19 protein-coding genes and 1 other annotated feature are annotated in these 22,513 nt (G+C 35.8%); of the genes, 6 read left to right on the top strand and 13 right to left on the bottom strand.

The features are described from left to right. Positions 1-5: 5 nt before the first annotated feature. Complete coding sequence (locus tag E1I69_RS09665; RefSeq protein WP_161974873.1) at positions 6-863, bottom strand: AraC family transcriptional regulator; 858 nt, start codon at positions 861-863, stop codon at positions 6-8. A 359-nt stretch (positions 864-1,222) separates the two neighbouring features. Between E1I69_RS09665 and E1I69_RS09660 the strand changes: the two genes are divergently transcribed. After that, entirely contained in the window at positions 1,223-2,419 is a 1,197-nt protein-coding gene (locus E1I69_RS09660; RefSeq protein WP_136379406.1) for an ROK family transcriptional regulator, read from the top strand. A 32-nt stretch (positions 2,420-2,451) separates the two neighbouring features. On the opposite strand, the gene E1I69_RS09655 is transcribed toward E1I69_RS09660, so the two are convergent. The 7 genes from E1I69_RS09655 to E1I69_RS09625 all read right to left on the bottom strand — a co-directional run bounded on the left by E1I69_RS09655 (position 2,452) and on the right by E1I69_RS09625 (position 11,777). Further along, positions 2,452-3,375, bottom strand: coding sequence for an AEC family transporter (locus tag E1I69_RS09655; protein ID WP_136379405.1), 924 nt, complete (start codon positions 3,373-3,375; stop codon positions 2,452-2,454). A 119-nt stretch (positions 3,376-3,494) separates the two neighbouring features. Further along, positions 3,495-4,892, bottom strand: a complete 1,398-nt coding sequence (gene uxaC, locus E1I69_RS09650; protein ID WP_136379404.1) for a glucuronate isomerase — start codon at positions 4,890-4,892, stop codon at positions 3,495-3,497. A 174-nt stretch (positions 4,893-5,066) separates the two neighbouring features. Next, on the bottom strand, positions 5,067-6,695 hold the full coding sequence (locus tag E1I69_RS09645; protein WP_136379403.1) for a response regulator transcription factor: 1,629 nt from the start codon (positions 6,693-6,695) through the stop codon (positions 5,067-5,069). Positions 6,696-6,700: 5 nt separating this feature from the next. After that, on the bottom strand, positions 6,701-8,467 hold the full coding sequence (locus E1I69_RS09640) for a sensor histidine kinase (RefSeq protein ID WP_161974872.1): 1,767 nt from the start codon (positions 8,465-8,467) through the stop codon (positions 6,701-6,703). Between the two features lie 101 nt (positions 8,468-8,568). After that, a complete protein-coding gene (locus E1I69_RS09635; protein WP_136379401.1) occupies positions 8,569-9,891 on the bottom strand; it encodes an ABC transporter substrate-binding protein in 1,323 nt (440 codons plus the stop codon). A gap of 68 nt (positions 9,892-9,959) precedes the next feature. Next, on the bottom strand, positions 9,960-10,793 hold the full coding sequence (locus E1I69_RS09630; RefSeq protein WP_136379400.1) for a carbohydrate ABC transporter permease: 834 nt from the start codon (positions 10,791-10,793) through the stop codon (positions 9,960-9,962). Positions 10,794-10,811: 18 nt separating this feature from the next. Beyond that, the gene (locus tag E1I69_RS09625) at positions 10,812-11,777 is read right to left on the bottom strand and encodes a carbohydrate ABC transporter permease (RefSeq protein WP_136379399.1); all 966 of its coding nucleotides are present in this window, start codon (positions 11,775-11,777) and stop codon (positions 10,812-10,814) included. A 277-nt stretch (positions 11,778-12,054) separates the two neighbouring features. On the opposite strand from E1I69_RS09625, the gene E1I69_RS09620 reads away from it, so the two are divergent. Continuing rightward, entirely contained in the window at positions 12,055-12,696 is a 642-nt protein-coding gene (locus tag E1I69_RS09620; RefSeq protein WP_136379398.1) for a YesL family protein, read from the top strand. 101 nt (positions 12,697-12,797) lie between these two features. Here E1I69_RS09620 and E1I69_RS09615 read toward each other — a convergent pair whose 3' ends face one another. From E1I69_RS09615 to E1I69_RS09600, 4 genes are all read right to left on the bottom strand, one after another. Beyond that, a complete protein-coding gene (locus E1I69_RS09615) occupies positions 12,798-13,085 on the bottom strand; it encodes a putative quinol monooxygenase (protein WP_136379397.1) in 288 nt (95 codons plus the stop codon). Between the two features lie 33 nt (positions 13,086-13,118). Beyond that, complete coding sequence (locus tag E1I69_RS09610) at positions 13,119-14,291, bottom strand: DEAD/DEAH box helicase (protein ID WP_136379396.1); 1,173 nt, start codon at positions 14,289-14,291, stop codon at positions 13,119-13,121. Positions 14,292-15,061: 770 nt separating this feature from the next. Then, positions 15,062-15,787: a polymer-forming cytoskeletal protein gene (locus tag E1I69_RS09605; protein WP_136379395.1), complete on the bottom strand. Its 726-nt coding sequence runs from the start codon at positions 15,785-15,787 to the stop codon at positions 15,062-15,064. 16 nt (positions 15,788-15,803) lie between these two features. Beyond that, entirely contained in the window at positions 15,804-16,430 is a 627-nt protein-coding gene (locus E1I69_RS09600) for a YhbD family protein (protein ID WP_136379394.1), read from the bottom strand. A 262-nt stretch (positions 16,431-16,692) separates the two neighbouring features. Continuing rightward, positions 16,693-16,932 (top strand) — a binding site (T-box leader). An 85-nt stretch (positions 16,933-17,017) separates the two neighbouring features. On the opposite strand from E1I69_RS09600, the gene brnQ reads away from it, so the two are divergent. The 4 genes from brnQ to E1I69_RS09580 all read left to right on the top strand — a co-directional run bounded on the left by brnQ (position 17,018) and on the right by E1I69_RS09580 (position 21,284). Further along, on the top strand, positions 17,018-18,361 hold the full coding sequence (gene brnQ, locus E1I69_RS09595; RefSeq protein WP_136379393.1) for a branched-chain amino acid transport system II carrier protein: 1,344 nt from the start codon (positions 17,018-17,020) through the stop codon (positions 18,359-18,361). Between the two features lie 154 nt (positions 18,362-18,515). Continuing rightward, the gene (locus E1I69_RS09590) at positions 18,516-19,514 is read left to right on the top strand and encodes a TRAP transporter substrate-binding protein (protein WP_136379392.1); all 999 of its coding nucleotides are present in this window, start codon (positions 18,516-18,518) and stop codon (positions 19,512-19,514) included. Next, a complete protein-coding gene (locus E1I69_RS09585; RefSeq protein ID WP_136379391.1) occupies positions 19,507-19,989 on the top strand; it encodes a TRAP transporter small permease in 483 nt (160 codons plus the stop codon). Before E1I69_RS09590 ends, E1I69_RS09585 begins: the two co-directional genes overlap by 8 nt. Continuing rightward, positions 19,989-21,284 (top strand): TRAP transporter large permease, encoded by a 1,296-nt coding sequence (locus tag E1I69_RS09580; RefSeq protein WP_136379390.1) that lies wholly within the window; start codon positions 19,989-19,991, stop codon positions 21,282-21,284. Before E1I69_RS09585 ends, E1I69_RS09580 begins: the two co-directional genes overlap by 1 nt. A gap of 44 nt (positions 21,285-21,328) precedes the next feature. On the opposite strand, the gene E1I69_RS09575 is transcribed toward E1I69_RS09580, so the two are convergent. Next, the gene (locus E1I69_RS09575) at positions 21,329-22,513 is read right to left on the bottom strand and encodes a toxic anion resistance protein (protein WP_136379389.1); all 1,185 of its coding nucleotides are present in this window, start codon (positions 22,511-22,513) and stop codon (positions 21,329-21,331) included.

Raw genomic sequence — 22,513 nt, 5'->3', positions numbered from 1 at the left:
TTTTTTTACTTCCCTTCTTTACTTATTTGTAATTTACGATAATCCTTTGGGGTCATTCCAACCTTACTCTTGAAATAACGGCTGAAATGAGAGGCGCTTTCAAATCCACAATCATAAGAGACATCTTTTAAAGGCTTGTCTGGCTCCAAGGCAAGCATATATTTTGCTTGTGATAGTCTTGTAGCCATTAAATATTCCATTACTGTAAACCCTGTTACCTCTTTGAATAAGTGCGATAAATAAGACTTACTTAAATTTAGAACTTTTGCAATCGAATCAATCGTTAACTTCTCCATATAATGTTCCTGAACATAAGATATGATATTTTCAACATAATCTGTTTTATCATCCCTTGTTTCGGGCTTTTTATAGGAATTTGCATTACCCATCTTATTAAGAAGGAATAAGGCCTGGATAAGAACGACTTTCATTTCAGCTTCCACAACTGAAAATTGATTTTTATCCGACATCTTATACAGTTCATCAAGTCGACAAATTAATTCTTCCAACTTCTTTGATTGTTGGTTTTCATTTGTCCGAATTAAACAATGCTGTAAATTCCGGAATACATCCAGTAAATATTCTGCGTTCAACTCCTTTAAAACGGTTTCAATCCATTGCGGTAAGAAGTGAACTGTGCTTCGAATATACTCTATTTCTGGAGAAACAATGGGTTTGTGTAATGTTTTTCCATCCATCAAGAGAATATCACCAGGCTCCAAATCATAAATCTGATTTTTAATCAAATAACGGCAGGAACCATTATGAAAAAAGTAAATTTCATATTCTTGATGAGAATGATAGTCTAGTATGAATTCTTGTCTTGGAGATAACCGGTAACTTGGCAATATTGGCTGTCTCACTACTACCATCCTTTCATTCTTGATGTTAAACCAATCATATCACAATAATAATGAAATTTTTTGACTGAAAGCACTTACTTTTTATGAAAAATTGACTGGAACTGCTTTTTCTATCACACTATAGTGAAATTACTCATAATAATGGATAAATTTATACCTACAATCATTTCTTTTTTATATAATTAAAAGTTTGATTTTCAATAAAAAAGCATTTTTTCGTGTTCCAAATATTATTATCTGTTATAATTAGATTATCTACTCAACCAATTAACTAATGTAAGCCTTTACATCTTAATCTAACATAATCTTCATTGCGATATTTATTTTAAACCGCAATTCACTTAAAAGGGGCAAATGATATGGTCACAGGAGATAGTTCATATATTAAAAAGATAAATAGAAGTTTAATATTACGAAAAATAATTGAACATGGTTTTATATCAAGGGCAGATCTTTCAAAAATTACAGGGTTAAACAAAGCAACCGTTTCTGTTCAGGTCGCTGATTTGTTACACGAAGAATTAATTTACGAAACACAGGTAGAGCATCATTCAATCGGCAGAAGACCTATTATGATCTCAATTAATGAGGATGCGGGTTATGTGCTAGGGGTTGATTTAGATTATAAATCTATTAATTACACGATTTCCAATTTAAAAGGAAAATCAGTTTACGAATGTAATGAAAAAATAGAGACTGAAGATTATCAATCTATTATGAAAACGATTATTGGAAAAATAAAAGAATATCAGCTTAATTTTTCAGACCGTCCCTATGGTGTCGTAAACGCAGTCATTGGAATCCATGGGACAGTTAATAAACAAGATGGTAGCATACGTTTTAACCCGAGATATAAGTGGGTCCAAAAAAATATAAAAGAAGAATTGCAAAAAGAATTAAGTCTTCCTATATTTGTTGAAAACAATGCCAATTTATCTGCGTATGCTGAAAAAGTGTATAAACACCACCACAGCAATAATCTTCTTACGATTATTTTAACCTCAGGGATTGGATCGGGTATGATTATTGATGGAGACCTGCAAAAAGGGTTTCATGGTTATGCTGGAGAAATGGGACATATGATTATCTTTCCAAATGGAGACCCGTGCAGATGCGGAAACCATGGCTGCTGGGAACTGTATGCCTCTGAGCCATCTTTATTAAAAAAATTAGAAACTGAGCTTCAGCAAACAAACTTAACGATTCCTGACATCGAGAATTTATTAAAAACGGACCATATCATTGTGAAAAGTTTTATTGACAGATATCTGCAATATGTCTCAATTGGACTTAACAATATTATTAATTTATACAATCCTGAAACGATTGTCATTAATAGCCGGTTATTAAAAATTTATCCCGGGGCTGTTGAGAAATTAAGGGGAAACCTCATTTCTTCTGTCAGCGAATATGGAGAAATCGTTCTCTCTGACCTTGGTAATCATTCTTGTGTGCTCGGTGCTTGTGCATTAGGAATTCAACATTTTTTGGACGTTGATAACATTCGAATATCCCTACCCGAAGCACAAGTACTTAAAGAAGAAAGCCCTGTCTGAATCATTTTGACAGGGTCTTTTTAATGCCTTATTTAGAATAAAATCCTTGCCAAATAAATCATAATTGAAACGGTTATTGAACTAAATATGGTTGAAAATAGAACAATTTGTGCTGCAAAACCCGGATAATTATTATACTCCTCCGCAATTATCGCACTATTAACAGATGTAGGCATACTCGAAGCAATCAAAAGGGCTTGAGCCAAAACTCCATCGATATCCATTAGAAAAATCAAGCCTAAAGCAATTGCTGGGCCACCTAAAAGACGAAACGAAAGACTCCAATATACCTTTGATAATCCCGCTTTAAAATCAATTTCAGCAACTTGAGCACCTAATGTAAATAAGGCAATACCAACCAACGCATCAGCAATATAGTTCGCTGGAACCCATATAAAGGAAGGTATTGTGATATTATAGTAGTTTAATAGAATACCAGTTAACATGGCATATAGCACGGGCATTTTTAAGTATCCTTGCATCGCTTTTAGTTTCCCAATTTTAGCAGCTTGGAGTGAAAAAACGCCAAATGAAAAGGTTAGGATGTTTTGTAATGTTAACACAATAACCTGTATTGACATCGCAAATGGGTCTCCCTTAAAAACAAGGTCATTCACTGGGACACCATAATTCCCTGAGTTAAAAAAGATGGTACTATTCGTAAATGTAACCTTTTCTCCTTTATTAAGACCAATCAGCCTTCCCACAAAATTGGAAATCACATATAATACCACAACAATTATAATGAAAAGTAGTAAAACAAAGCCAAATAATTGGAACGATAATTCCGTACTATATAATTTAACGAAAATAAAAGCCGGTACCAAAAAGTACATATTAATTTTTGCTAAAGTCGGTACATTCATCTGGAACTTTTTTTGTGCGATGTATCCAATCGCAATAATAATAAAGATTGGTAGAATAATTTCCTTTAGTATACTAAAAAACTCAATCATCTCTCTCACTCCCTTCCTTGTGTATTGTACTGTAATTTTAGACAAACGAAAATGGCAGTCTTTGAAAAATTCTCAAAAACCGCCATCCGCTCTTATCTTTTCAAGATCGTGTCGTTCAATTAAATAGAGAAATAGCGTTTTGCATTTTCATAGCAAATTCCGCGTACATATTTTTCTAAAAGAGCCATATCTTTTGGCGCCTTTCCTTTCTCTACCCAAGTTCCTAATAAGTTACATAAAATCCTTCTGAAATATTCATGTCTTGTAAATGAAAGAAAGCTTCTGGAATCAGTTAACATTCCGATGAAGTTGCTGATTAATCCCATGTTAGCTAATGTTCTCATTTGATCTTCCATACCATCAATTGTATCGTTGAACCACCATGCTGTACCAAACTGTACTTTTCCAGGAACCTCTGATCCTTGGAAGTTTCCAGCCATAGCTGCTAATACATTGTTGTCATTTGCGTTTAGGCTATATAAAACAGTCTTTGGAAGTTTACTTTGTACATCTAGTGCATCTAAAAGTCTAGATAATTTATCGGCAACCTGGATATCCCCGATCGAATCAAAACCAGCATCAGGTCCTAAAAGCTTAAACATACGGGTGTTATTATTTCTAGTTGCACCAATATGAAGCTGCATTACCCAGCCTTTTTCGGAATAGAGTTCACCTAGGGTTACAAGAGTATATGTTTTAAATTGATCAACCTCTTTTTGAGAAAGCTGTTCACCTTTTAATTTCTTAGCAAAAATAGCGGATACTTCTTCTTTCGTTGCTTCTTCATAGAAAAGAACACTTAATCCGTGGTCAGAGCTTTTACAGCCTTGCGCATCAAAGAATTCAACACGTTCTGCAAGTGCACGTAGGAAAGCTTCATAATTTTCAATTGCTTGGTTTGTTACTTGGCCCAGCTTTTCAACCCATTGTATGAAGTCATCTTTCTCAATCGTTAACCCTTTATCAGGTCGGAATGATGGAGATACTTGTACTTTATATCCTTCGTCCTTAAGTTTAATATGGCTTGCTAAGTCATCGGTTGGGTCATCAGTCGTACCAACAAATTCAACGTTGAATTTTTCAAAAATAGAGCGTACTGATAATTCAGGTGAAGCAAGTTTTTTATTGGCTTCTTCCCAAATAGTTGGTGCAGTTGTTTCGTCTAATAAATCATCAATACCAAAGTAGCGTAAAAGCTCCAAATGAGTCCAATGATAAAGCGGATTTCCAAGCGTATTTGGAACAGTTTTAGCCCATGCCATATACTTTTCATAATCTGGTTTGTTCCCAGTAATGAAGTCTTCACTAATGCCATTTGCTCTCATTAATCTCCATTTATAGTGATCCCCGCCAAGCCAAATTTCAGATAGGTTGCTGAAGTTTTTGTTCTCCAGAATCTCAACTTGGTTCAAATGGTTATGGTAGTCGATAATCGGCAAATGTTTTGCCACATTATGATACAACTCTTTCGCCGTTTCATTTTCTAAAAGAAAATCATCGTTAATAAATGTTTTCATTTCTTTCATCCTTTCGAGTTAACGTATACGATTTAGTATTTAAATAAACATACAAAAAGATTCTAACTTAGTTAGTTAGGATAGTAAACAAACTATTTAACAATATTAATCATACGAGAAAACGCTTTTATTTTCAATAGAGAGATTTTGGCTTTTAATAAAGGCTGTATGGATTTAGTTCATCTTTTCTTTTGTTTTATACTTATAATCCCCTGGTGTCATTCCGAAATACTTTTTAAATGTTTTAGAAAAATAACTCTTATTTTCGAAACCTAGCTCAAATGCAATCTGTTCAATTGATTTTGTTGAATGTTCTAGTAATTCGATTGCTTTTGTCATTTTCGTTTTCGTCACATATTCAACAAAACCTTCTCCTGTTTCTTTCTTGTACATCCTACTAAAATAACTAGAATTCAAATGTAAATGGGCTGCAACATCTTTCAAAGAAATCTTTGCTCCTATATGGGTCTGTACAAATTTTTGTGCTTTTAGTATATCTTCATTTCTAGTAGTTAGATTGGTTGATCTTATCTGTTCAAGAAACTTCTCACATATATCAGCTAGTACATATTCTAAATGCTCGAACGTTTCAACATACTGAATGACTTGGTCCGCAATTGTGATGACAACAGATTGCCGTTCAAAATGGTTTAATGCATGTAAGGATAATTTAATATCAATGATTAATTTAATGGCCCAATCTTTTATCGAATCTGGGGAATATTTTTTTTCTCTTATTTGTTTTAACTGTTGGGAGATGCATTCAAGTATTTGATCTTTTTTATCCTTTAATATCAACTCTTTTATTGTCTGAGAAATCTCTACATAATCTTGAAAAATAGAATCGCGTGTGTATGAGATAGGATAAAAATTTTGAATACTATTATATTTGTAATAAAATCGCTGCTCCTTATTTTTAAGTAAAATCCTCATACTTTCTAGTAATGACTGTTCTTTTACATTTAATTCACCAATTACAGATGTAATGCTCACCTCGAAGCCGGCGTAAATGGTTTCATGTAATTCTTTTAAAATAGCTTCTATCTGATGTTTTGTTTTTTCACGGGTGTTGTACTTCATAGGAAGAAGAATAAGAAATTTACCTTGTGTAAAGAATATCTGAACATCTTGCTGATCCTTAGCAGTAAATATTTCTTCTAACAAATTGTTAATACTAAATTGAAGTGACGTTTCATTTTCATAATGATTAATTGCTTCTTGATATCGATCGATAAAGCATAGTATTGGGGTGAAATATTTGTCTGAAAAGTTTAATTTTAAAAGTTCCTCTTGCTCTTTCCACCAACCATCCTTTGTTATATTCTGTTCTTTCATAAGCTTTTCTATAAACTTTGATTTTAATGTCATATTATTTCTTTCTAAAAACTTGGTGACTTTTAAGTGCTGATTTCTTGTAAATTGTTCTTGGTCCAACTTCTCCTTTAATCTTCCTAGTAAAGCAATGATATTCGTCTCTTCCATTGTTTCTTTTAAAATATAATCAAAGACTTCTAATTTAAAAGCTTGTTGTGCATAACGAAATTCATCATGGCATGAAAGGATAATGTGATATGAGTTAGATTTTGATTTTTTCAGTTGTTCGATTAATTCAATTCCATTTAATTTTGGCATCCCAATATCCGTAACTAACACATCATACGTATTTTCCAGCAGATATTCTAAAGCAGAATGACTATCTTGAAAGGATGCAACTACTTTAAATCCATGCTCTTCCCAAGGGATGTATCTCTTCAAAAACTGGGTAACGATCACATCATCATCTACCAAGACTACTTCATACATTCTACTCACTCCTTACGCAATGGAATTTCAAAGGTTACAGTTGTTCCTTTTCCTTCTATACTATCGATATTCATATGAAAATCTTTTCCGTAAATCAACTTCATCCGTTGATAAACATTTTGCAACCCTATTCCATTAAATGATTGATTATTTTTATCACGTTGAATATTGGTTGATTGATAGACTTTCTCTTGTAATCTTTTTAATGTGTGCTCATTCATACCTTTCCCATTATCTATAATAGTTAGTTTCAAGGTAGTCTCCATTTGCTCATTAGAAATAATTTGGATGATTTCGTTGCTATTATTATTACCATGTATGATAGCGTTTTCTATAACGGGTTGCAAAAAGAATCTCGGTACGTTAATACTAGAGGCCGCCTCCATAATATGAATGTGTATCTCTACTTCATGTTGATGACGGAAGTTCATTAATTCTACATAATGCTTTACAATCGATAACTCTTCTTCTAAAGGAATAAAAGCATTGTTACGATTAATTGACATTCTTAGAAGTGCTGATAACGAATAAATAAGTGAAGCGCTGCTATTATTGCCTTCCATTTTTATTTTTAAGCGAATGGCATTCAGTACATTAAATAAAAAATGAGGATTAATTTGAGCTTGAAGCATTTCTAATTCCGCGTTCCGCTTCGCTTCTTCCTTCATTTTAATTTGCTCAATCATTTCCTCAATTGTATCTAACATATGATTAAATGAATGGCTTACCTGTGCAACATCATTATTTCCTGTTATTTGTATCCTTGCTGATAATTCTCCTCGTTCGATGGCTTTTGTAACATCATTTAACCGGATAATTGGTTTCGTGAATTCACGTACAAGCATGATGAGTCCAAATAAAAATAGGGCTAAGAATCCACCTTGAATTAAAATAGTCGTTCTAGTCACCGTATTGATTGATCCAATTGTGTCTTTATAAGGTACTAGACTAACCAATCTCCAATTGGAATAGGAAACTGGATATGACACCAGTAAATGTTTTTCTCCCTCATAGTCAACTATTTGATAAACAGATTCTGTTACATCATACGGTAACCTCGCTCCTATTTCATTAGTTTGTAAACTAGAATATACTTCACCTGCCGTATTGGTCAAATAAAATTTTGCTCGTTTATCACTTTGATACTGACTTAAAAGTCTCTTTATCTCGTCCTCTTTTAAACTAATGATTAAATAGATATCCGAGGCATTTGCTTTTTGAATTCTTCTACCAATGGTAATAAGATATGGGTAGGAATCTTTTTCAGATTGAATGTAGGTGGGATGTGCCCCTAACCAAAAAGTTTGGTAAAAATTTAAGTCATCCAATTTTTCAAACCATGGTTTTTCTTTGAATTGTAAAGGATCAAAGTTTATCAGTGAGTAATTGGTGTAAAAAAGGTCATTTTCAAATAAGATTGTAATATAAAAAGGCATCAGTAAATCCGTAATACTAGATAATTCATTCGATATATGAATATAGTTAAGAGCAATTTTTTCTTTTACAGTTGGTGAATCTGCTTCAATTAACTCATGTGATTTTAGTAACTGACTCATATTGGCATCAAATTGAATATAGTTAGAGGTATACATAATATCATCTAAAATATTCTTAATTCCTAATTCAATCATCCTTAGATTATCTTCGGATTGTTTCGCTGCACGTTGTTCAAGTACATCCTTTGTAAAATAGTTTGAAACGATATAAGTACCAACCCATGGAAATAGAATACATAGAATAACTGAAATGATTAATCTTGATCTTAGGGACATTTGATTTATCCTTTTCCATAAAAACTTCACTTTTTAACCACCACTTCAAAAAAAATAATAGAGAGAAGATTTTTCTCTCTATTATAGCATGAATATTCTAATTATTGATTCGCATCTATTATTGCTTGTACTTTTTTCTCGATATTTTTCATTGTTGTATCCAGGTCCTGCTCACCAAGAAGATATAGTTCAACCTCTGCACCATATTCAGTATATATTTCCGTAATATATGGAGGTGGTGCAATTGTTTTTGTAGGTTTAACAGAAACAAGGGCATGCTTTAATGAATCCATATGAACTGCATCTGGTTTCGCTGTTCCATTAACCATTGTTTCTAATACCTTATCTACATCTGCATCCTTCCATGAAGGTGACCATATTCCTTGTTCAACAATACCTTCTGTAGTCAACCAACGCATGAAGTCATATGCCTCTTGTTTATGTTTGGAGCTCTTTGCTATAGAAACTAAATCCCCACCCATTGGTGCAGTAGATTCGTCACTTTCACTGTTTTTAGGCCATGGTGCCCAAGCGATTTCAAATTCAGGTGTAAATTGACCCCATTCTGTCACCATGTAACTATATATAGGAACCATTGATGCTGCTTGACTAAAGAATTGTTGACGATAATCTAGTTTTTGGGACAAAATCTCGGTAAATGGGACAGATGATTTTTCCACATTTTCTAATTCATTACGTAGTTCCAGCGAACCACTTACCATTGAATCACCTGCATTAGATGTACCATCCTCATTTACAATCATATTATTTTCCGCTTTACTTATAAGTTTTAAAGAGGAAAAGAGCTCATGCCATGTGTGTAAATAGGATCCATGGTGTTGGTCTGTTGTTAGCTTTTTAGCATATTCCTTATAATCATCCCATGTCCATTCAGTTGGAATATCTAAGCCGGCTTCATCAAGATGAGCTTTATTCATCATAACAAGCCCTGTAATATTTTTCATTGGTAACCCATAGTACTCCCCGTCATATGCCGGATAACTATTATTGTATACCTCATTAATATCAATGCCTTCTGCTTTCGTAAATTCAGTAATTGGTTCAACAAGTCCTGCATCAATTCGTTTAACTAAATCATTAACATTGGAGAACATAATTACATCCATTTCTTCTCCCGCAGAAGCCATTAAATCTAATTGTTTAAAATAATCTCGAGAATTCATGTTTTCTACGAGTGGCATGGATTCGACTTTAACCCCTGGATTTTCTGCTTCATATTTTGCAATTACATCTTCCCATTTTCCAACATCCTCATTTACCCAGTGGACAAATTTCAATGTAACTTCACCATCAGATGATTCTGATCCATCTTTACTTGATGAAGCCTTATCTTTTCCGGAACAAGCGACTATCGTGAACATTGCCAAAAGTCCAACTAGTAACAATAACCCCCATTTTTTCATGTTAAAAACCTCCCTTTATTTATGGTTTGTATATCAACTCGCTCTACATAGAGAGAGTAAATATCTTTTTACCCTTTCACCCCACCGAGCTGTATGCCTTCAATAACGTTTTTCTGCCCAATAATAAAGATAATAAGTAATGGTAAAATCGCGGACACAGATGCTGCCATCATCAACGAGTAGACGCTTCCGTGCTGATCTGAAAAGCTTTGTACACCTAGTTGAATCGTATATAGTTCTTCTGACCTTAGAAAGATTAATGGATTTTGGAAGTCATTCCAGGTCCAAATAAAACGTAATATTGCATAAGTAGCGATTGCTGGCCGTACTAAAGGTAAAGCAATCGATGCAAAAATTCTAAAATGACCCGCTCCATCCATTCTCGCTGATTCAATAATTTCATTACTAATTCCTAGATAGAATTGGCGGAGCATAAAGGTCCCAAACACACTGAAACTATTTAATAGAATGAGACCAGTGTGAGTATCGTAAAGACCTATCCATCTATATAATAGAAACTGTGTAACTAACAAAGTTTGAGGTGGAATCATGAAGGTCGCCAGTACGATTAAAAAAAGTAAATCTCTTCCTTTAAAATTGATTTTGGCAAAACCATATGCTGCTAAACACGAAACCGTACATGAAATTAATGTGGTTAGTACAGTAACTTTAATAGAATTCCAGTATAGGAGTAAAAACGGCATTGAGCCTGTCCAAACCTCTTTATAGTTTTCAATCGCATTCCACGTTTCAGGTATCCATTTAATTGGAAACGTTAATACGTCTTCTTCGATTTTTAAAGAAGCAGATATCATCCACAAAAATGGCATTAGAAAAGCAATTCCCATTAGAATCATGATAATTGTCATTATCAATTTCCGCACATCTAGTCTTTCTACCATCGTAACTGCTCCTTCCTCTTAATAATTCACCCATTTTTTTTGACCAATAAATTGGATATAGGTAATAATTAAAATAATGATAAACATAACTAACGAAATTGCAGAAGCATAGCCAGTTTTTAATTCAAGAAATGCTTGCTGATATAAATAAACTACGGGTGTTATTGTTGAATTTGCTGGACCCCCATTTGTTAAAACGATAATTAAATCGAACACTTTAAAGCTTGAAATCACACCTGTAACAAATAATAAGAAGGTGGTCGGAGATACTAAAGGAATTATAATTTTTTTAAATTGGGATAAAGCATTAGCTCCATCCATTTGTGCTGCTTCATATAATTCTTTAGGGATATTCTGCAAGCCTGCCAAGTAAATGATTAAATTAAATCCAATTCCTGTCCAAATCATAATTAACATTACCGATGGTAGAGCATAGGTAACGTCTGCTATCCAACCAGGTGGATTTTCAATCCCAATTGCCTGCAAAAATTGGTTAATAGGCCCTTTTGTTGGATGGAAAAGCACTTGAAAGACAACCGCAACAGCTACAACACTCGAAATAAACGGCATAAAATAAATAACTTTAAACAAATCCTTTAAATACACATATTTGTTAATGATTACAGCTAATCCTAACGATAATATTAAAGTAATAGGTATAGCTAAAATTAAGATAATATTATGGATTAATCCTTTAATGAATAATGGATCGTTCGCTAATTTCGAGAAATTCTCAAATCCTACAAAATTGGCATTTTCATACCCAGCTACAAAATTCCAATCTGTAAAGCTTAAAACAAACGAAGATAGAATTGGAAATAAGACTAATATTGAGGTACCAATAAACATTGGTGCGATAAATACATATCCTGATAGATTTTCCTTCCAACCACTAAAAGGAGTGTTTTTCCCTTTTTTTGCTCGTTTTCGAACTTTGTTTTTTGTTTGTACTAGGTCTGACTCTAGCTTTATTTCGCTTTTCATGATTTTCACCTCTTCTTCTTTAGTTGGATGATGTAAGAATCTCTAATGTAGACTTAGTATAGTTTTAGAAACCGCTTTCAACAATCTATTATTTTTACATTATTAGCAAAATTTTTACTGTTTTTATTCTACCTTCCTAACTGCTACTCCCTTTTGGGTGTCATTCAGTCAATACGGCAGCACTTTTTTTACTTTTCAGGAAATTTTTTTACCTTATTATAAAAAAGAAAACGTTCGTTTACGCTGCATGATATATTATTGGTAAGGAGGAATCACTATGCAATTAGGAGCATTTTCCGGTTCAATTCTTACCTTTTGTGAGTGGGTTGCAAGGCTAGCATATTTGAATGTATTATGGATTTTTTTCACTTTAAGTGGATTTGTTATTTTTGGATTCTTTCCAGCTACAATTGCGATGTTAGCTACATTAAGACAGTTTCTAATCAAGAATCACCCACACGTATTCAAAACCTTTTGGCACTACTATAAAAAAGAGTTTTTAGGTAGCAATAAATTAGGATTAATCATTGTAGTTATCGGTTTTATTTTGTATATGAATATTAACTTTTTACAATCTAATTCTAATGAGGGATCCTCTCTTCTTTTTTACTCTAGTATGATTATGAGTTGTATGTATTTTCTAATCATTTGCTACACATTCGCTTCCTTTGTTGAATTTGAGCAACCATTAGGAATACATTTAAAAAATGCGCTTCTTATTACAATCTATAGTCCAATCCCTAGTCTATTTATTATTTTTGGATTTGTTGCCGTGTACTTTGCTGTTACTACCATTTCTGGAGTAGGATTCTTTTTTAGTGTGAGCCTATTGGGTCTTGTGGTTCTCTCTTCGGCAAATCTTGCATATAAGAGAATTGCAAGAAAACAAGAACAACTAGGTAGTCGGCTAGGAAATTAATTAGGATATATTTTATAAAGCAAATTAGCTTCATCAAGAGGCCTAAAGGAACAGTTTCAGTGTCCTTTTGCCTTATGATGAAGCTAACTTTTTGAAGGAAATTAGAGTAGTTCCTTATATAGGTTAAGTTCTGTGCTTTCACGTAATTTCTTTAACTCAGGAACAATTTCTAGAACATGTTTACTTTTATTATGTTCATTTAATGCTTCTTCATCTTCCCATTCCTCAAGCATGGAAATGATGGATGGATCATTGATATCTTGATTAAGCGTATACGTAATACATCCTCTTTCTTTTCGAGTTTCTTCCACAACTTCTCGAGCCAGTTTTATATATTCCTCAACACTTGCTTCTGGCTTTAATTTAATTTTACATACGACTTTAATCATATTATATATCTCCTATTCAAGTTAAGTTGACAATTATTTTTTAGGTTTTCTACCCTTAGGAGCTGGTGTTTTCATTTCTCGAGCGTCTACGATTTCTCCCTTGTAAAAATCCTTTTTGCTAAATGTGATCCCAAGGTCATGTCCCATTTTTTTGAGGAAACTTTCCTCACGTGAATTGACGATCGAGATGACTACCCCCTTTTTTCCCATTCGCCCTGTTCGACCTGAGCGGTGAACATATTGTTCTGTTGTTTTCGGAAAATCAAAATGAATCACATAGGTGACATCCTGAATATCAAGACCCCTTGCGGCTACATCGGTCGTTAGCAATAAAGGAATTTTTCCAGCACGAAAATTTTTCAATGATTGCTGTCGCTCCTGCTTCTTGGCTTCCCCAGCAAGAACTGCAACATCAATATGGTTATAGGTTAACTTCGCTTCAATTTCTTCTACTTTATCGAGACTTTTTATAAAAGCAATGGCCTTGTCTGGTTCTGTGAACATGATTTTACGAAGCACATCGATTTTATCCCGCTGTTCAGATAAGAAATAGATATGTGATGTGTTTGCCTGGTTGAGAGTTTGTTGCACCCGAATGATCTCCGCGTTATTCATCAAGGACTTCGCAATCTTTTCGGTTTGCTCAGAGATTGTAGCCGAGAAGAAAAGAATTTGGCGGTCCCTTAATGTTGATTTAATAATACTTTGCACATTGGATAGATGTTCATTTGAAACGAGTTGATCTGCCTCATCAACAATGACAGTCGTAACCTCGTGCATTTTCATTTTTTTCAGTTTGATTAGTTCAATGATTCGGCCTGTTGTACCAATAACGATTTGTGGACGTTCTTTCAGCTTTTCGACCTGCTTTTTAATATTTGCTCCGCCGATGAAGGACGCGCTTACGATGTTTGTGCCTTTCGTCCATTTTCGGACTTCCTCTAGAATTTGCATGACGAGCTCACGGGATGGAGCCAGGATCACTATCTGGGTGCCACTTTTTGTTTCGTCGAGCTTTTGAATAGCAGGAAGTAAATACGACAGGGTTTTTCCTGATCCTGTCGGGGATTCGCAAATTACATCCTTCCCTTCGAGTATGGCAGGAATCGCTTTCTCCTGTATAGCTGTTGGTGATTCAAAGCCTGACTCCTGCCAGACTTGCTGTATAAAAGGTTTCATTTCTTCTAATTGAGACCATTTTGACATTTTGATATACCTTCCTTATACGTACTTGTATGTTTAGACTATTGTATATTCTAACTATCTTTTGGCTGAAGTGCAAAATTTAATTGGATTGAGGGGAGTTTTTGGCTTATTGGAGGTTGGCGGTTTGTTTTTGTGCGGGAGTGGATGGCTTCAAGTGTGTTTGGCCTTGAGTGGCATCAACTATCTAATTACTGGTAGGTGAGGGACCTCCAGGGCTGCTTGAGTACCATCACCTTCCTAATATCTGGTAAGCGGGGTGCCTCCAGGGCTGCTGGAGTACCACCACCTTCCTAATATCTGGTAGGCAGGGTACCTCCAGGGCTGCTGGAGTACCACCACCTTCCTAATATCTGGTAGACATGGCACCTCCAGGGCTGCTGGAGTACCACCATCTTCCTAATATCTGGTAGCTGAGGGACCTCCAGGGCTGCTGGAGTACCACCATCTTCCTAATATCTGGTAGGTGAGGGACCTCCAGGGCTGCTGGAGTACCACCATCTTCCTAATATCTGGTAGGTGAGGGACCTCCAGAGTAGCTAGAGTACCACAAACCTCCTAATAACTGGAATTCAGGGTACTTCCAGAGCAACTGGAGTACCACCATCTTCCTAATATCTGGTAGGCGGGGTACCTCCAGGGCTGCTGGAGTACCACCACCTTCCCAATACCTGGTATTTAGGGTAATCCAAGGTGTCCGGGAAAACCACGTGTCCCGTATAACAAAAATGCCCTCCACCAAGAATGAAGGACATCAACAAAACATTGTTCTATTAAATTTGTTTAGCTTCTAGTACTTTTGCAGATGGGTCTTGCGAAAATGTACCTTTGTATTCAACAACGTCAATATGGCAGTGCGGGCCAATGACGACGTTATCTCCTCGAACCATTTTAGCATTGGTATATTCAATTTCAATTTCATCTGCCTCGATTATTTCCGTTGTCAGTGAAACGGGATAAACAGCTTTAAATAGATTATTAAGGAAACTAAAAATTCCTTTTTTGACTGTAATGGTTCGACCACCGATTTCTTTCGCACGACATTCACCGGCAATGGAGATATCGATTACGTCCGCGTTTAATAATCCTCCGATTACAAAACCGCCTGTGCCTTTGAACTCCTCAGCCTCACAATCTTCTGCAATCGTGGCTTTACCTCGTATTTTTATTTCTTCCGCTTTCAAGGTGCCCCCGATTTTTGAGTTACCTGATATTTTCATGTTAGTAATTTTGGCATCCCCTTGAATTCCACCAGTACCTTCAATCGTAAATTGCTCAAATTCGATAGACCCTTCAATATTTCCACTACCGCTTATTTTTCCTTCATTACCTTTAACATTCCCTTTAACGGTACCAGTCCCATTTATCGTGAAGTCATTGCATTCAACGTCCCCTTGCACATTCCCTTTTCCGTTAATTAAAACTTTATTAAAACTACCACCACCGGAAGATCCCATTCCGTTAATAAGTAAGTCTCCTTGATTCTCAAAATTCACCATTGCAGCCGCCTCCCATTTAGATTAATTTCGTTCTCAATTCTTCCATTTCATTTGTAAAAGCTATTTTGACAATTAGTTTAGTTCCTTTGTCCATCACAAAATCTGTTGTACTTTGCACGATAAAACAGGTTGTAATTCCTAGCTTGCGGACAATCACCAGTTCACCGTAGCTTTGTTTTTCCTTAGAAAAATAATCGTTTGCAACTTGGATTACCATTTTTGCTTCTTCAAGGCTGATATCTCCTGATTGAAGTAATTTTTCGACCAAATAAACCGTTAGGATTCCTTCAAACTGAAACTTTTCCGGACTGTCTTTGAACTGGTCTAGATAGAGGTTGATGGTTGTTTCAGAGGCGAGACCACGTTTCACCAGTTCCATTTTACTGAGGTTTACTTCACCTACACTTGGTGAGAACATTTCCGCCATTTCATCAAGGGATAGATTTTCCTTCATCTTTTGAATCCGGTCAACTCGCTCTAAGATCCTTTCTTTTGGAAAAAACGTCTCCTGCCCGGTAAAAGTTGATTTTCGTATAAACCACTCCTCCGGAATCAAGTCTTTTCGCTTCCATCTGTAAAGCTGCCCATAAGAAATGCCTGTTACTTCAAGTAATTCCTTTTTCGATAATAACTCTTCACTCATCTCTAAACGGCTCCTTTCTTATAAGGCTAATGTAACATAACACTGTTACGTTAAACAACATAAAATTGCTTAAACTTGAAAAAAAATTTATTAAACAGCTCATTTAAAATGTTCTAGTTTGTAATAGAGGAATTGAAGGTGAATTAGGATAGGGACATGGTGTCAAGGTCCCTCCTCCATCCCTATTCAAAACTCCTAATTATAAAAACTATCAAAAAACTTATTGACCTTCTCTCACTTCCCTGTTATTATACCAATATATTAAAAATCGATGACGAGAAAGAGTACGATAGGAATTCTGTTCCCCAGAGAGTCGACAGTTGGTGAAAGTCGATGTTCAGAGCCATCCGAAAATCATCTCAGAGATGCAAAGCTGAAACAAGTAAGCTTTGACGGAGAGTCCGCCGTTACGAAGGAACACGTATGTTAGTACGTTAGTGAGCGTCGCGCCTTTTTGGCTGCGGAATCAGGGTGGTATCGCGAGTTAAACCTCGTCCCTATTATAGGGGCGGGGTTTTTTGTTTTTTCGTCGGGACAATGGACCTGTCCCTCTGTCCCAAAAATAGTATTGAAGGAGAGTAATTCCCATGAAGAAATTGGACACTTTATTTATCGGTTTTATGTTATTTTCAATGTTTTTTGGTGCTGGTAATTTAATTTTTCCACCGTTTTTAGGTGCTGGGGCTGGTACTAACTTTTGGACTGGTATGCTTGGTTTTATCGTAACAGGAGTTGGTTTACCTGTTCTTGTTATCTTTGCAGTTTCTCTTGTAAAAGGTGGCGCTCAGGCAATGGGCGATCGGGTTCACCCTGTATTTAGCACAGCTTTTATGGTGGCTGTGTATCTATGTATCGGGCCATTTCTGGCAATCCCAAGAAACGCGAATGTTGCGTTCGAAATGGGAATTACCCCATTTTTACCTGAGTCAACCAATACTGCACTCATTCTTTTGCTTTTCTCAGTTGTCTTTTTCGGTATTGTTTATGTTATCAGTTTAAACCCTAGCAAAATGGAACAATATATGGGGCGCTTTATTGCTCCAACCTTGGTCGTTGCCATTGTCATTTTAATCGTCGTTGGATTATTTAAGCTTGATACACCGTTCCTTAACCCAACAGAAGACTATCAAACAGGTGCGTTTTTCAAAGGTTTCCTAGAAGGCTACAACACAATGGATGCTCTTGCTTCGTTAGCATTCGGAATTGTCATCTTAAACTCGATTCAAAAAAAGGGCATCGAAAATCGCTCACAGTTAACGCGCTATACGTTCAAAGCTGGATTGATTGCAGGTATCCTCCTTTCTGCCATTTACGTTGGAATTGGATTAGTTGGCGCTAAGATGGCAGGTCATGGCACATTTGCAGATGGTACAGGAATCTTATCTTCCGCTGCCACCCTTTTATTTGGTCCAAGCGGAACTCTACTTCTTGGCTTGATTTTCACATTAGCTTGTTTCACAACTGTTGTTGGATTAACGACTGCTTGTGGTCAGTATTTTTCAAACTTACTTCCAAAGTTAAGCTATAAAACAGTAGTAACTATTGTAACGTTAGTTGGATTTACGCTTTCAAACCTTGGATTAGCACAGATTTTAAAAGTCTCTGTTCCTTTCTTAGTAATGACGTACCCACTATTAATCATGTTAGTGGTATTAACGTTCTTTAGTCGTTATTTTAAAAATGTCAAAACGGTATATGGTTCAGCTTTTATTTTCACAGGTGTATTTGCCTTAATTAGTGGATTAAATGCATTTGGTCTAGACCTTGGACCTGTTCAGGATATGAAAAATATGCTTCCACTTGCATCTGCTGGATTAGAGTGGATCGTTCCGGCTCTCGTTGGTACAGCACTCGGACTGGTAATGAGCCAATTTAGTAAAAAGGTATTCACAGTGCACGACATGGAAATAAAAGGGTTAACACAAAAATGATTGATTGAAAAGAGTACTTATGGTACTCTTTTTAAATGTTGAATTTGTTTGTTTTCTAAACAAATCAATTGTTCCAGTTTTTAGGATAAGTTCTACTATCCAACACAAAATAGTAAAATGGAACCGTTTAATTTTAATTCTAGGAGGAAGCAGCATGAGAAAGATTGCCCTAATATTACTTGTTGGATTACTCACATTTTTCATTGTAGGGTGTAACAATCAAGAGGCTGGGGTTAAAGAATTGAAGCTTGCCCACAACCAAACGTTAGACCATCCAGTCCATTTATCCCTCGTGGAATTTGGCCGATTAGTTGAAGAAAAATCAAATCATAAAATCCAGGTGGAAATCTATCCAAATGGTCAGTTGGGAAGTGAACGTGAAGTACTTGAATTAACACAATCAGGTGCTGTTGACGTTGCAAAGGTAAGTGCAAGTGCTTTAGAAGGTTTTGAATCCGATTACTCAATTTTCAGCTTGCCATATGTATTTGAGAGTTACGACGAATTTGAAAAGAAAATGAATGATAAAAGTATCACCGATCAACTTTATTACAAAACCGAGGATATCGGCTTCATTGCCTTAACCTACTTCAATGCCGGTTCTCGTAATTTATATACAAAGGATCGTGAAGTAAATACGGTTGCTGATGTGTCTGGTTTAAAAACAAGGGTTCAACCAAGTCAAACGAGCGTAAATATGATTGAGGCTTTCGGTGGTCTTCCTACTCCAATGGCGTATGGCGAGGTTTATACAGCCCTTCAATCAGGAGTGATCGATGCTGCTGAGAATAATGAAACCGCTCTAGTCGGTAACAATCATGGAGAAGTTGCCAAATATTATATGTATACCGGTCACCAAATCGTACCCGATATGCTCATCATCAATTCAAAAAGATACAACGAATTTACCGATGATGAAAAAAGAATTATTCAGGAAGCAGCAAAGGAAGCTACCCTCTATCACGAAGATGTTTGGGCAAAAACAATTAAAGAACAGACTGAAATCGCCAAAACAAAAATGGGTGTTCATTTTATCGACGTAGATAAAAGCTCCTTCATCAATGCTGTAAAGCCACTTCATGAGGCTTACGCAAAGGATGAAAAAACAAAAGATATTTACAAATTAATGAAGGGGACATCAGCTAATGAATAAGGTAAAACAAATTCTGGACAAAGTATTAATCGTCTTCTCAAGTTTACTGCTTGTCTCCATGGTTGTACTATCGTCCTGGCAAGTATTATCTCGATATGTTTTTAATATTTCCTCTCCCGGAACTGAGGAATTAACACGATATATGTTAATTTGGTTCGGACTCATGTCAGCTGCCTATGTGTTCGGTGCGAAAAAGCATATAGGAATTCTTTTTATAAGAGAAAAATTTAGTCCAAAGGTACAGCTTCAAATTGAATTTGTAACCGATATTATTATTCTTTTAACGGCTGCCATTTTAATGGTTTACGGCGGTATTAGAATCGTGATTCTAACTTCCGCACAAGCTGCAGCGGCAACGGGTTTATCTATGGGAGTTGTTTATGCCGCCATCCTTGTTTCCGGTATATGCATCGTCCTCTATCAAATTCACAGTTTGATGTCCTATAAAGAAAGAAAAAGAGAGGTGATCTTATAATGGAAGCGATTGCTGGTCTTATTCTTTTTGCTACCTTTTTCTTTTTACTATTATTTGGTGCACCAATTGCGATCGCCATTATTTTAAGTTCAGTTGTTACATTTTTATTTGTATTGCCTTTCGATGTTGCCATTTTAACATCAGCTCAACGTATGGTAACGGGTATTGATAACTTTACAATGTTAGCGATTCCTTTATTCGTGCTTTCAGGGATTATAATGAATAATGGTGGAATTGCCTTTCGACTTGTCAATTTTGCGAAGGTACTGGTTGGAAAGCTGCCAGGTTCATTAGCGCACACGAATGCGGTTGGAAATATGTTATTTGGCTCAATATCTGGTTCAAGCGTTGCCTCTGCTGCTGCGATGGGACGTATTATGACACCGATGCAAACGAATCAAGGCTACAAATTGACTTATTCGGCAGCTGTTAATATTGCTTCCGCTCCAACTGGATTAATCATTCCGCCAAGTTCAGTATTGATTGTGTACTCACTGGTTAGTGGTGGTACTTCAGTTGCGGCACTTTTTATGGCTGGATACATTCCAGGAATTCTATGGGGTCTTGCCGTGATGGTTGTGGCTTATTTTATGGCGAAAAAAGAAAACTACCCTGTTTCACAATTACCAAGTGCGAGAGATGTATTTTATATTATCTTGAGTGCGATTCCAAGTTTATTATTGATTGTTATTGTAATCGGAGGAATTGTTGCCGGTGTTTTTACAGCCACTGAGGGTGCAGCTGTTGCCGTTATTTATTCGGTTATTCTTTCAATCATTTATAAAAACTTTAAGCTTAAGGATTTGCCAGCTATTTTTATCGAAACGATTGAAATTACGGGTATGATTCTTTTCTTAATTACAGCTTCAGCATTATTTTCACTTGTAATGTCCTATATGAGATTACCTGAAGCAATCAGTAGTTCTTTACTATCAATTACAGATAATCAAGTTGGGATTATTCTCATTATCATTTTTATCTTATTACTCGTTGGTACGTTTATGGATATTACACCAGCTGTACTAATTTTCACACCAATCTTTTTACCAGTGGCGCAGAGCTTTGGAATGGACCCGATTCATTTTGGAATGATCATCTGTTTCGGACTTTGTATCGGAAACATGACACCACCTGTAGGAAGTGCATTATTTGTTGGTTGTAGTGTCGCAAAGGTTAAAATTGAAGAAGTGGTCCCAACATTATTACCTTATTTCGGGGTTGTTATTTTGGTGTTACTACTCGTTGCCTTTGTTCCTCAAATTTCATTATTCTTACCACAACTGTTTGGACTATAAAAAAAGAAAGGATAGGTACCGTGTTTTGGTACCTATCCTTTTATTTAGTCTGTTTTGATGTCTAGTAGTTTTTGACGTAATTCTGTTTCCATTGAAGCAAGTTCAAGCTCGGCTTGGCGACGCTTGTTACGCCCTTCTTCTTGGATTCTCAATGTTTCCTCTAATGTAGAAATGAGGTTTTCCTTTGTTCTCTTCAGTGTTTCTACATCTACTAAACCACGCTCATTTTCCCTCGCTGTTTCAAGCGTATTGCTTTTTAGCATTTCAGCATTCTTCAATAAAAGCTCATTTGTTGTTTTCGCCACTTGTTTTTGCGCTTCTACCGCATGGCGCTGTCTAATTAAAGTTAACGCAATTGCCACTTGGTTTTTCCATAATGGAATTGCCGTCATGATTGATGATTGGATTTTTTCAACAAGAGCCTGGTTCGTGTTTTGGATCAAACGGATTTGTGGCGCACTTTGAATTGTGATTTCACGGCTTAATTTTAAGTCATGAACACGTTTTTCAAGGCGGTCCGCAAATTGAACCATATCGTTTACTTCTTGAACTTTCATTTGGTCATTTGTTAATTCCGCTTGTTTCTTTAATTCTGGGATGACTTGCTTATGCATCTCTTCAAGCTTCAATTCACCAGCGGCAATATAGACGTTTAAGGCATCAAAATAATCCTTATTGTTGTCGTAAAGCTTCTCTAAAATCGCAATATCAGATAAAAGGACATTTTTGCTTCGGTCAAGCTTCACACTGATTCGGTCGATTTGTGCACCTGTTTTTTGGTATTTTGATAAAACCTCTTGAACGGAATTTGAAATTTTTCCAAACATCCGTGCAATCACTGAACGCTTTTCAGGATTCAATTCCTCAGGCTTCATGTCATCTAGACGCTTCATAAGGTCTGAAATAATTTGGCCAACTTCACCCACATCATTCTTTTGAACATGCTCTAGCATTGTGTTAGAAAACGAAAGCAATTTGTTTTGCGCTGGCGTACCATATGAAATCATGGCTTGGTGGTTGGTTGGATCAATTTGTTTTGCCAACTGTAAGGCTTTTTCCTTATTTTCTTCAGGCAGTACATCTAGTAATCGAATAGGCTTTTTTTCTTCTTCTTGGGTGAGAACAATTGGGTTTTCCTGCCCCTCTTTTTTCTCATCAAATGGATTGGCAAGTAATTCATCCATTAAATTTGTCGGCTCTTTAAAATTTGGAGAATTCTGTTCACTCAT

This window comes from Bacillus timonensis (assembly GCF_004799755.1).
GTDB classification, from domain to species: Bacteria; Bacillota; Bacilli; order Bacillales; family Bacillaceae_L; genus Ferdinandcohnia; species Ferdinandcohnia timonensis_A.
This window is presented reverse-complemented; position numbering and strand designations above follow the sequence as displayed.

Excerpts from the sequence above, each read along its gene's own strand:
- E1I69_RS09620 (WP_136379398.1), top strand. The coding sequence starts at position 12,055 with ATGCAATTAGGAGCATTTTCCGGTTCAATTCTTACCTTTTGTGAGTGG.
- E1I69_RS09605 (WP_136379395.1), bottom strand. The coding sequence starts at position 15,787 with ATGGTGAATTTTGAGAATCAAGGAGACTTACTTATTAACGGAATGGGA.
- E1I69_RS09640 (WP_161974872.1), bottom strand. The coding sequence starts at position 8,467 with ATGTCCCTAAGATCAAGATTAATCATTTCAGTTATTCTATGTATTCTA.
- E1I69_RS09610 (WP_136379396.1), bottom strand. The coding sequence starts at position 14,291 with ATGTCAAAATGGTCTCAATTAGAAGAAATGAAACCTTTTATACAGCAA.
- E1I69_RS09615 (WP_136379397.1), bottom strand. The coding sequence starts at position 13,085 with ATGATTAAAGTCGTATGTAAAATTAAATTAAAGCCAGAAGCAAGTGTT.
- E1I69_RS09660 (WP_136379406.1), top strand. The coding sequence starts at position 1,223 with ATGGTCACAGGAGATAGTTCATATATTAAAAAGATAAATAGAAGTTTA.
- E1I69_RS09655 (WP_136379405.1), bottom strand. The coding sequence starts at position 3,375 with ATGATTGAGTTTTTTAGTATACTAAAGGAAATTATTCTACCAATCTTT.
- E1I69_RS09625 (WP_136379399.1), bottom strand. The coding sequence starts at position 11,777 with ATGAAAAGCGAAATAAAGCTAGAGTCAGACCTAGTACAAACAAAAAAC.
- E1I69_RS09630 (WP_136379400.1), bottom strand. The coding sequence starts at position 10,793 with ATGGTAGAAAGACTAGATGTGCGGAAATTGATAATGACAATTATCATG.
- brnQ (WP_136379393.1), top strand. The coding sequence starts at position 17,018 with ATGAAGAAATTGGACACTTTATTTATCGGTTTTATGTTATTTTCAATG.
- E1I69_RS09635 (WP_136379401.1), bottom strand. The coding sequence starts at position 9,891 with ATGAAAAAATGGGGGTTATTGTTACTAGTTGGACTTTTGGCAATGTTC.
- uxaC (WP_136379404.1), bottom strand. The coding sequence starts at position 4,892 with ATGAAAACATTTATTAACGATGATTTTCTTTTAGAAAATGAAACGGCG.
- E1I69_RS09580 (WP_136379390.1), top strand. The coding sequence starts at position 19,989 with ATGGAAGCGATTGCTGGTCTTATTCTTTTTGCTACCTTTTTCTTTTTA.
- E1I69_RS09575 (WP_136379389.1), bottom strand. The coding sequence starts at position 22,513 with ATGAGTGAACAGAATTCTCCAAATTTTAAAGAGCCGACAAATTTAATG.
- E1I69_RS09590 (WP_136379392.1), top strand. The coding sequence starts at position 18,516 with ATGAGAAAGATTGCCCTAATATTACTTGTTGGATTACTCACATTTTTC.
- E1I69_RS09645 (WP_136379403.1), bottom strand. The coding sequence starts at position 6,695 with ATGTATGAAGTAGTCTTGGTAGATGATGATGTGATCGTTACCCAGTTT.
- E1I69_RS09585 (WP_136379391.1), top strand. The coding sequence starts at position 19,507 with ATGAATAAGGTAAAACAAATTCTGGACAAAGTATTAATCGTCTTCTCA.
- E1I69_RS09600 (WP_136379394.1), bottom strand. The coding sequence starts at position 16,430 with ATGAGTGAAGAGTTATTATCGAAAAAGGAATTACTTGAAGTAACAGGC.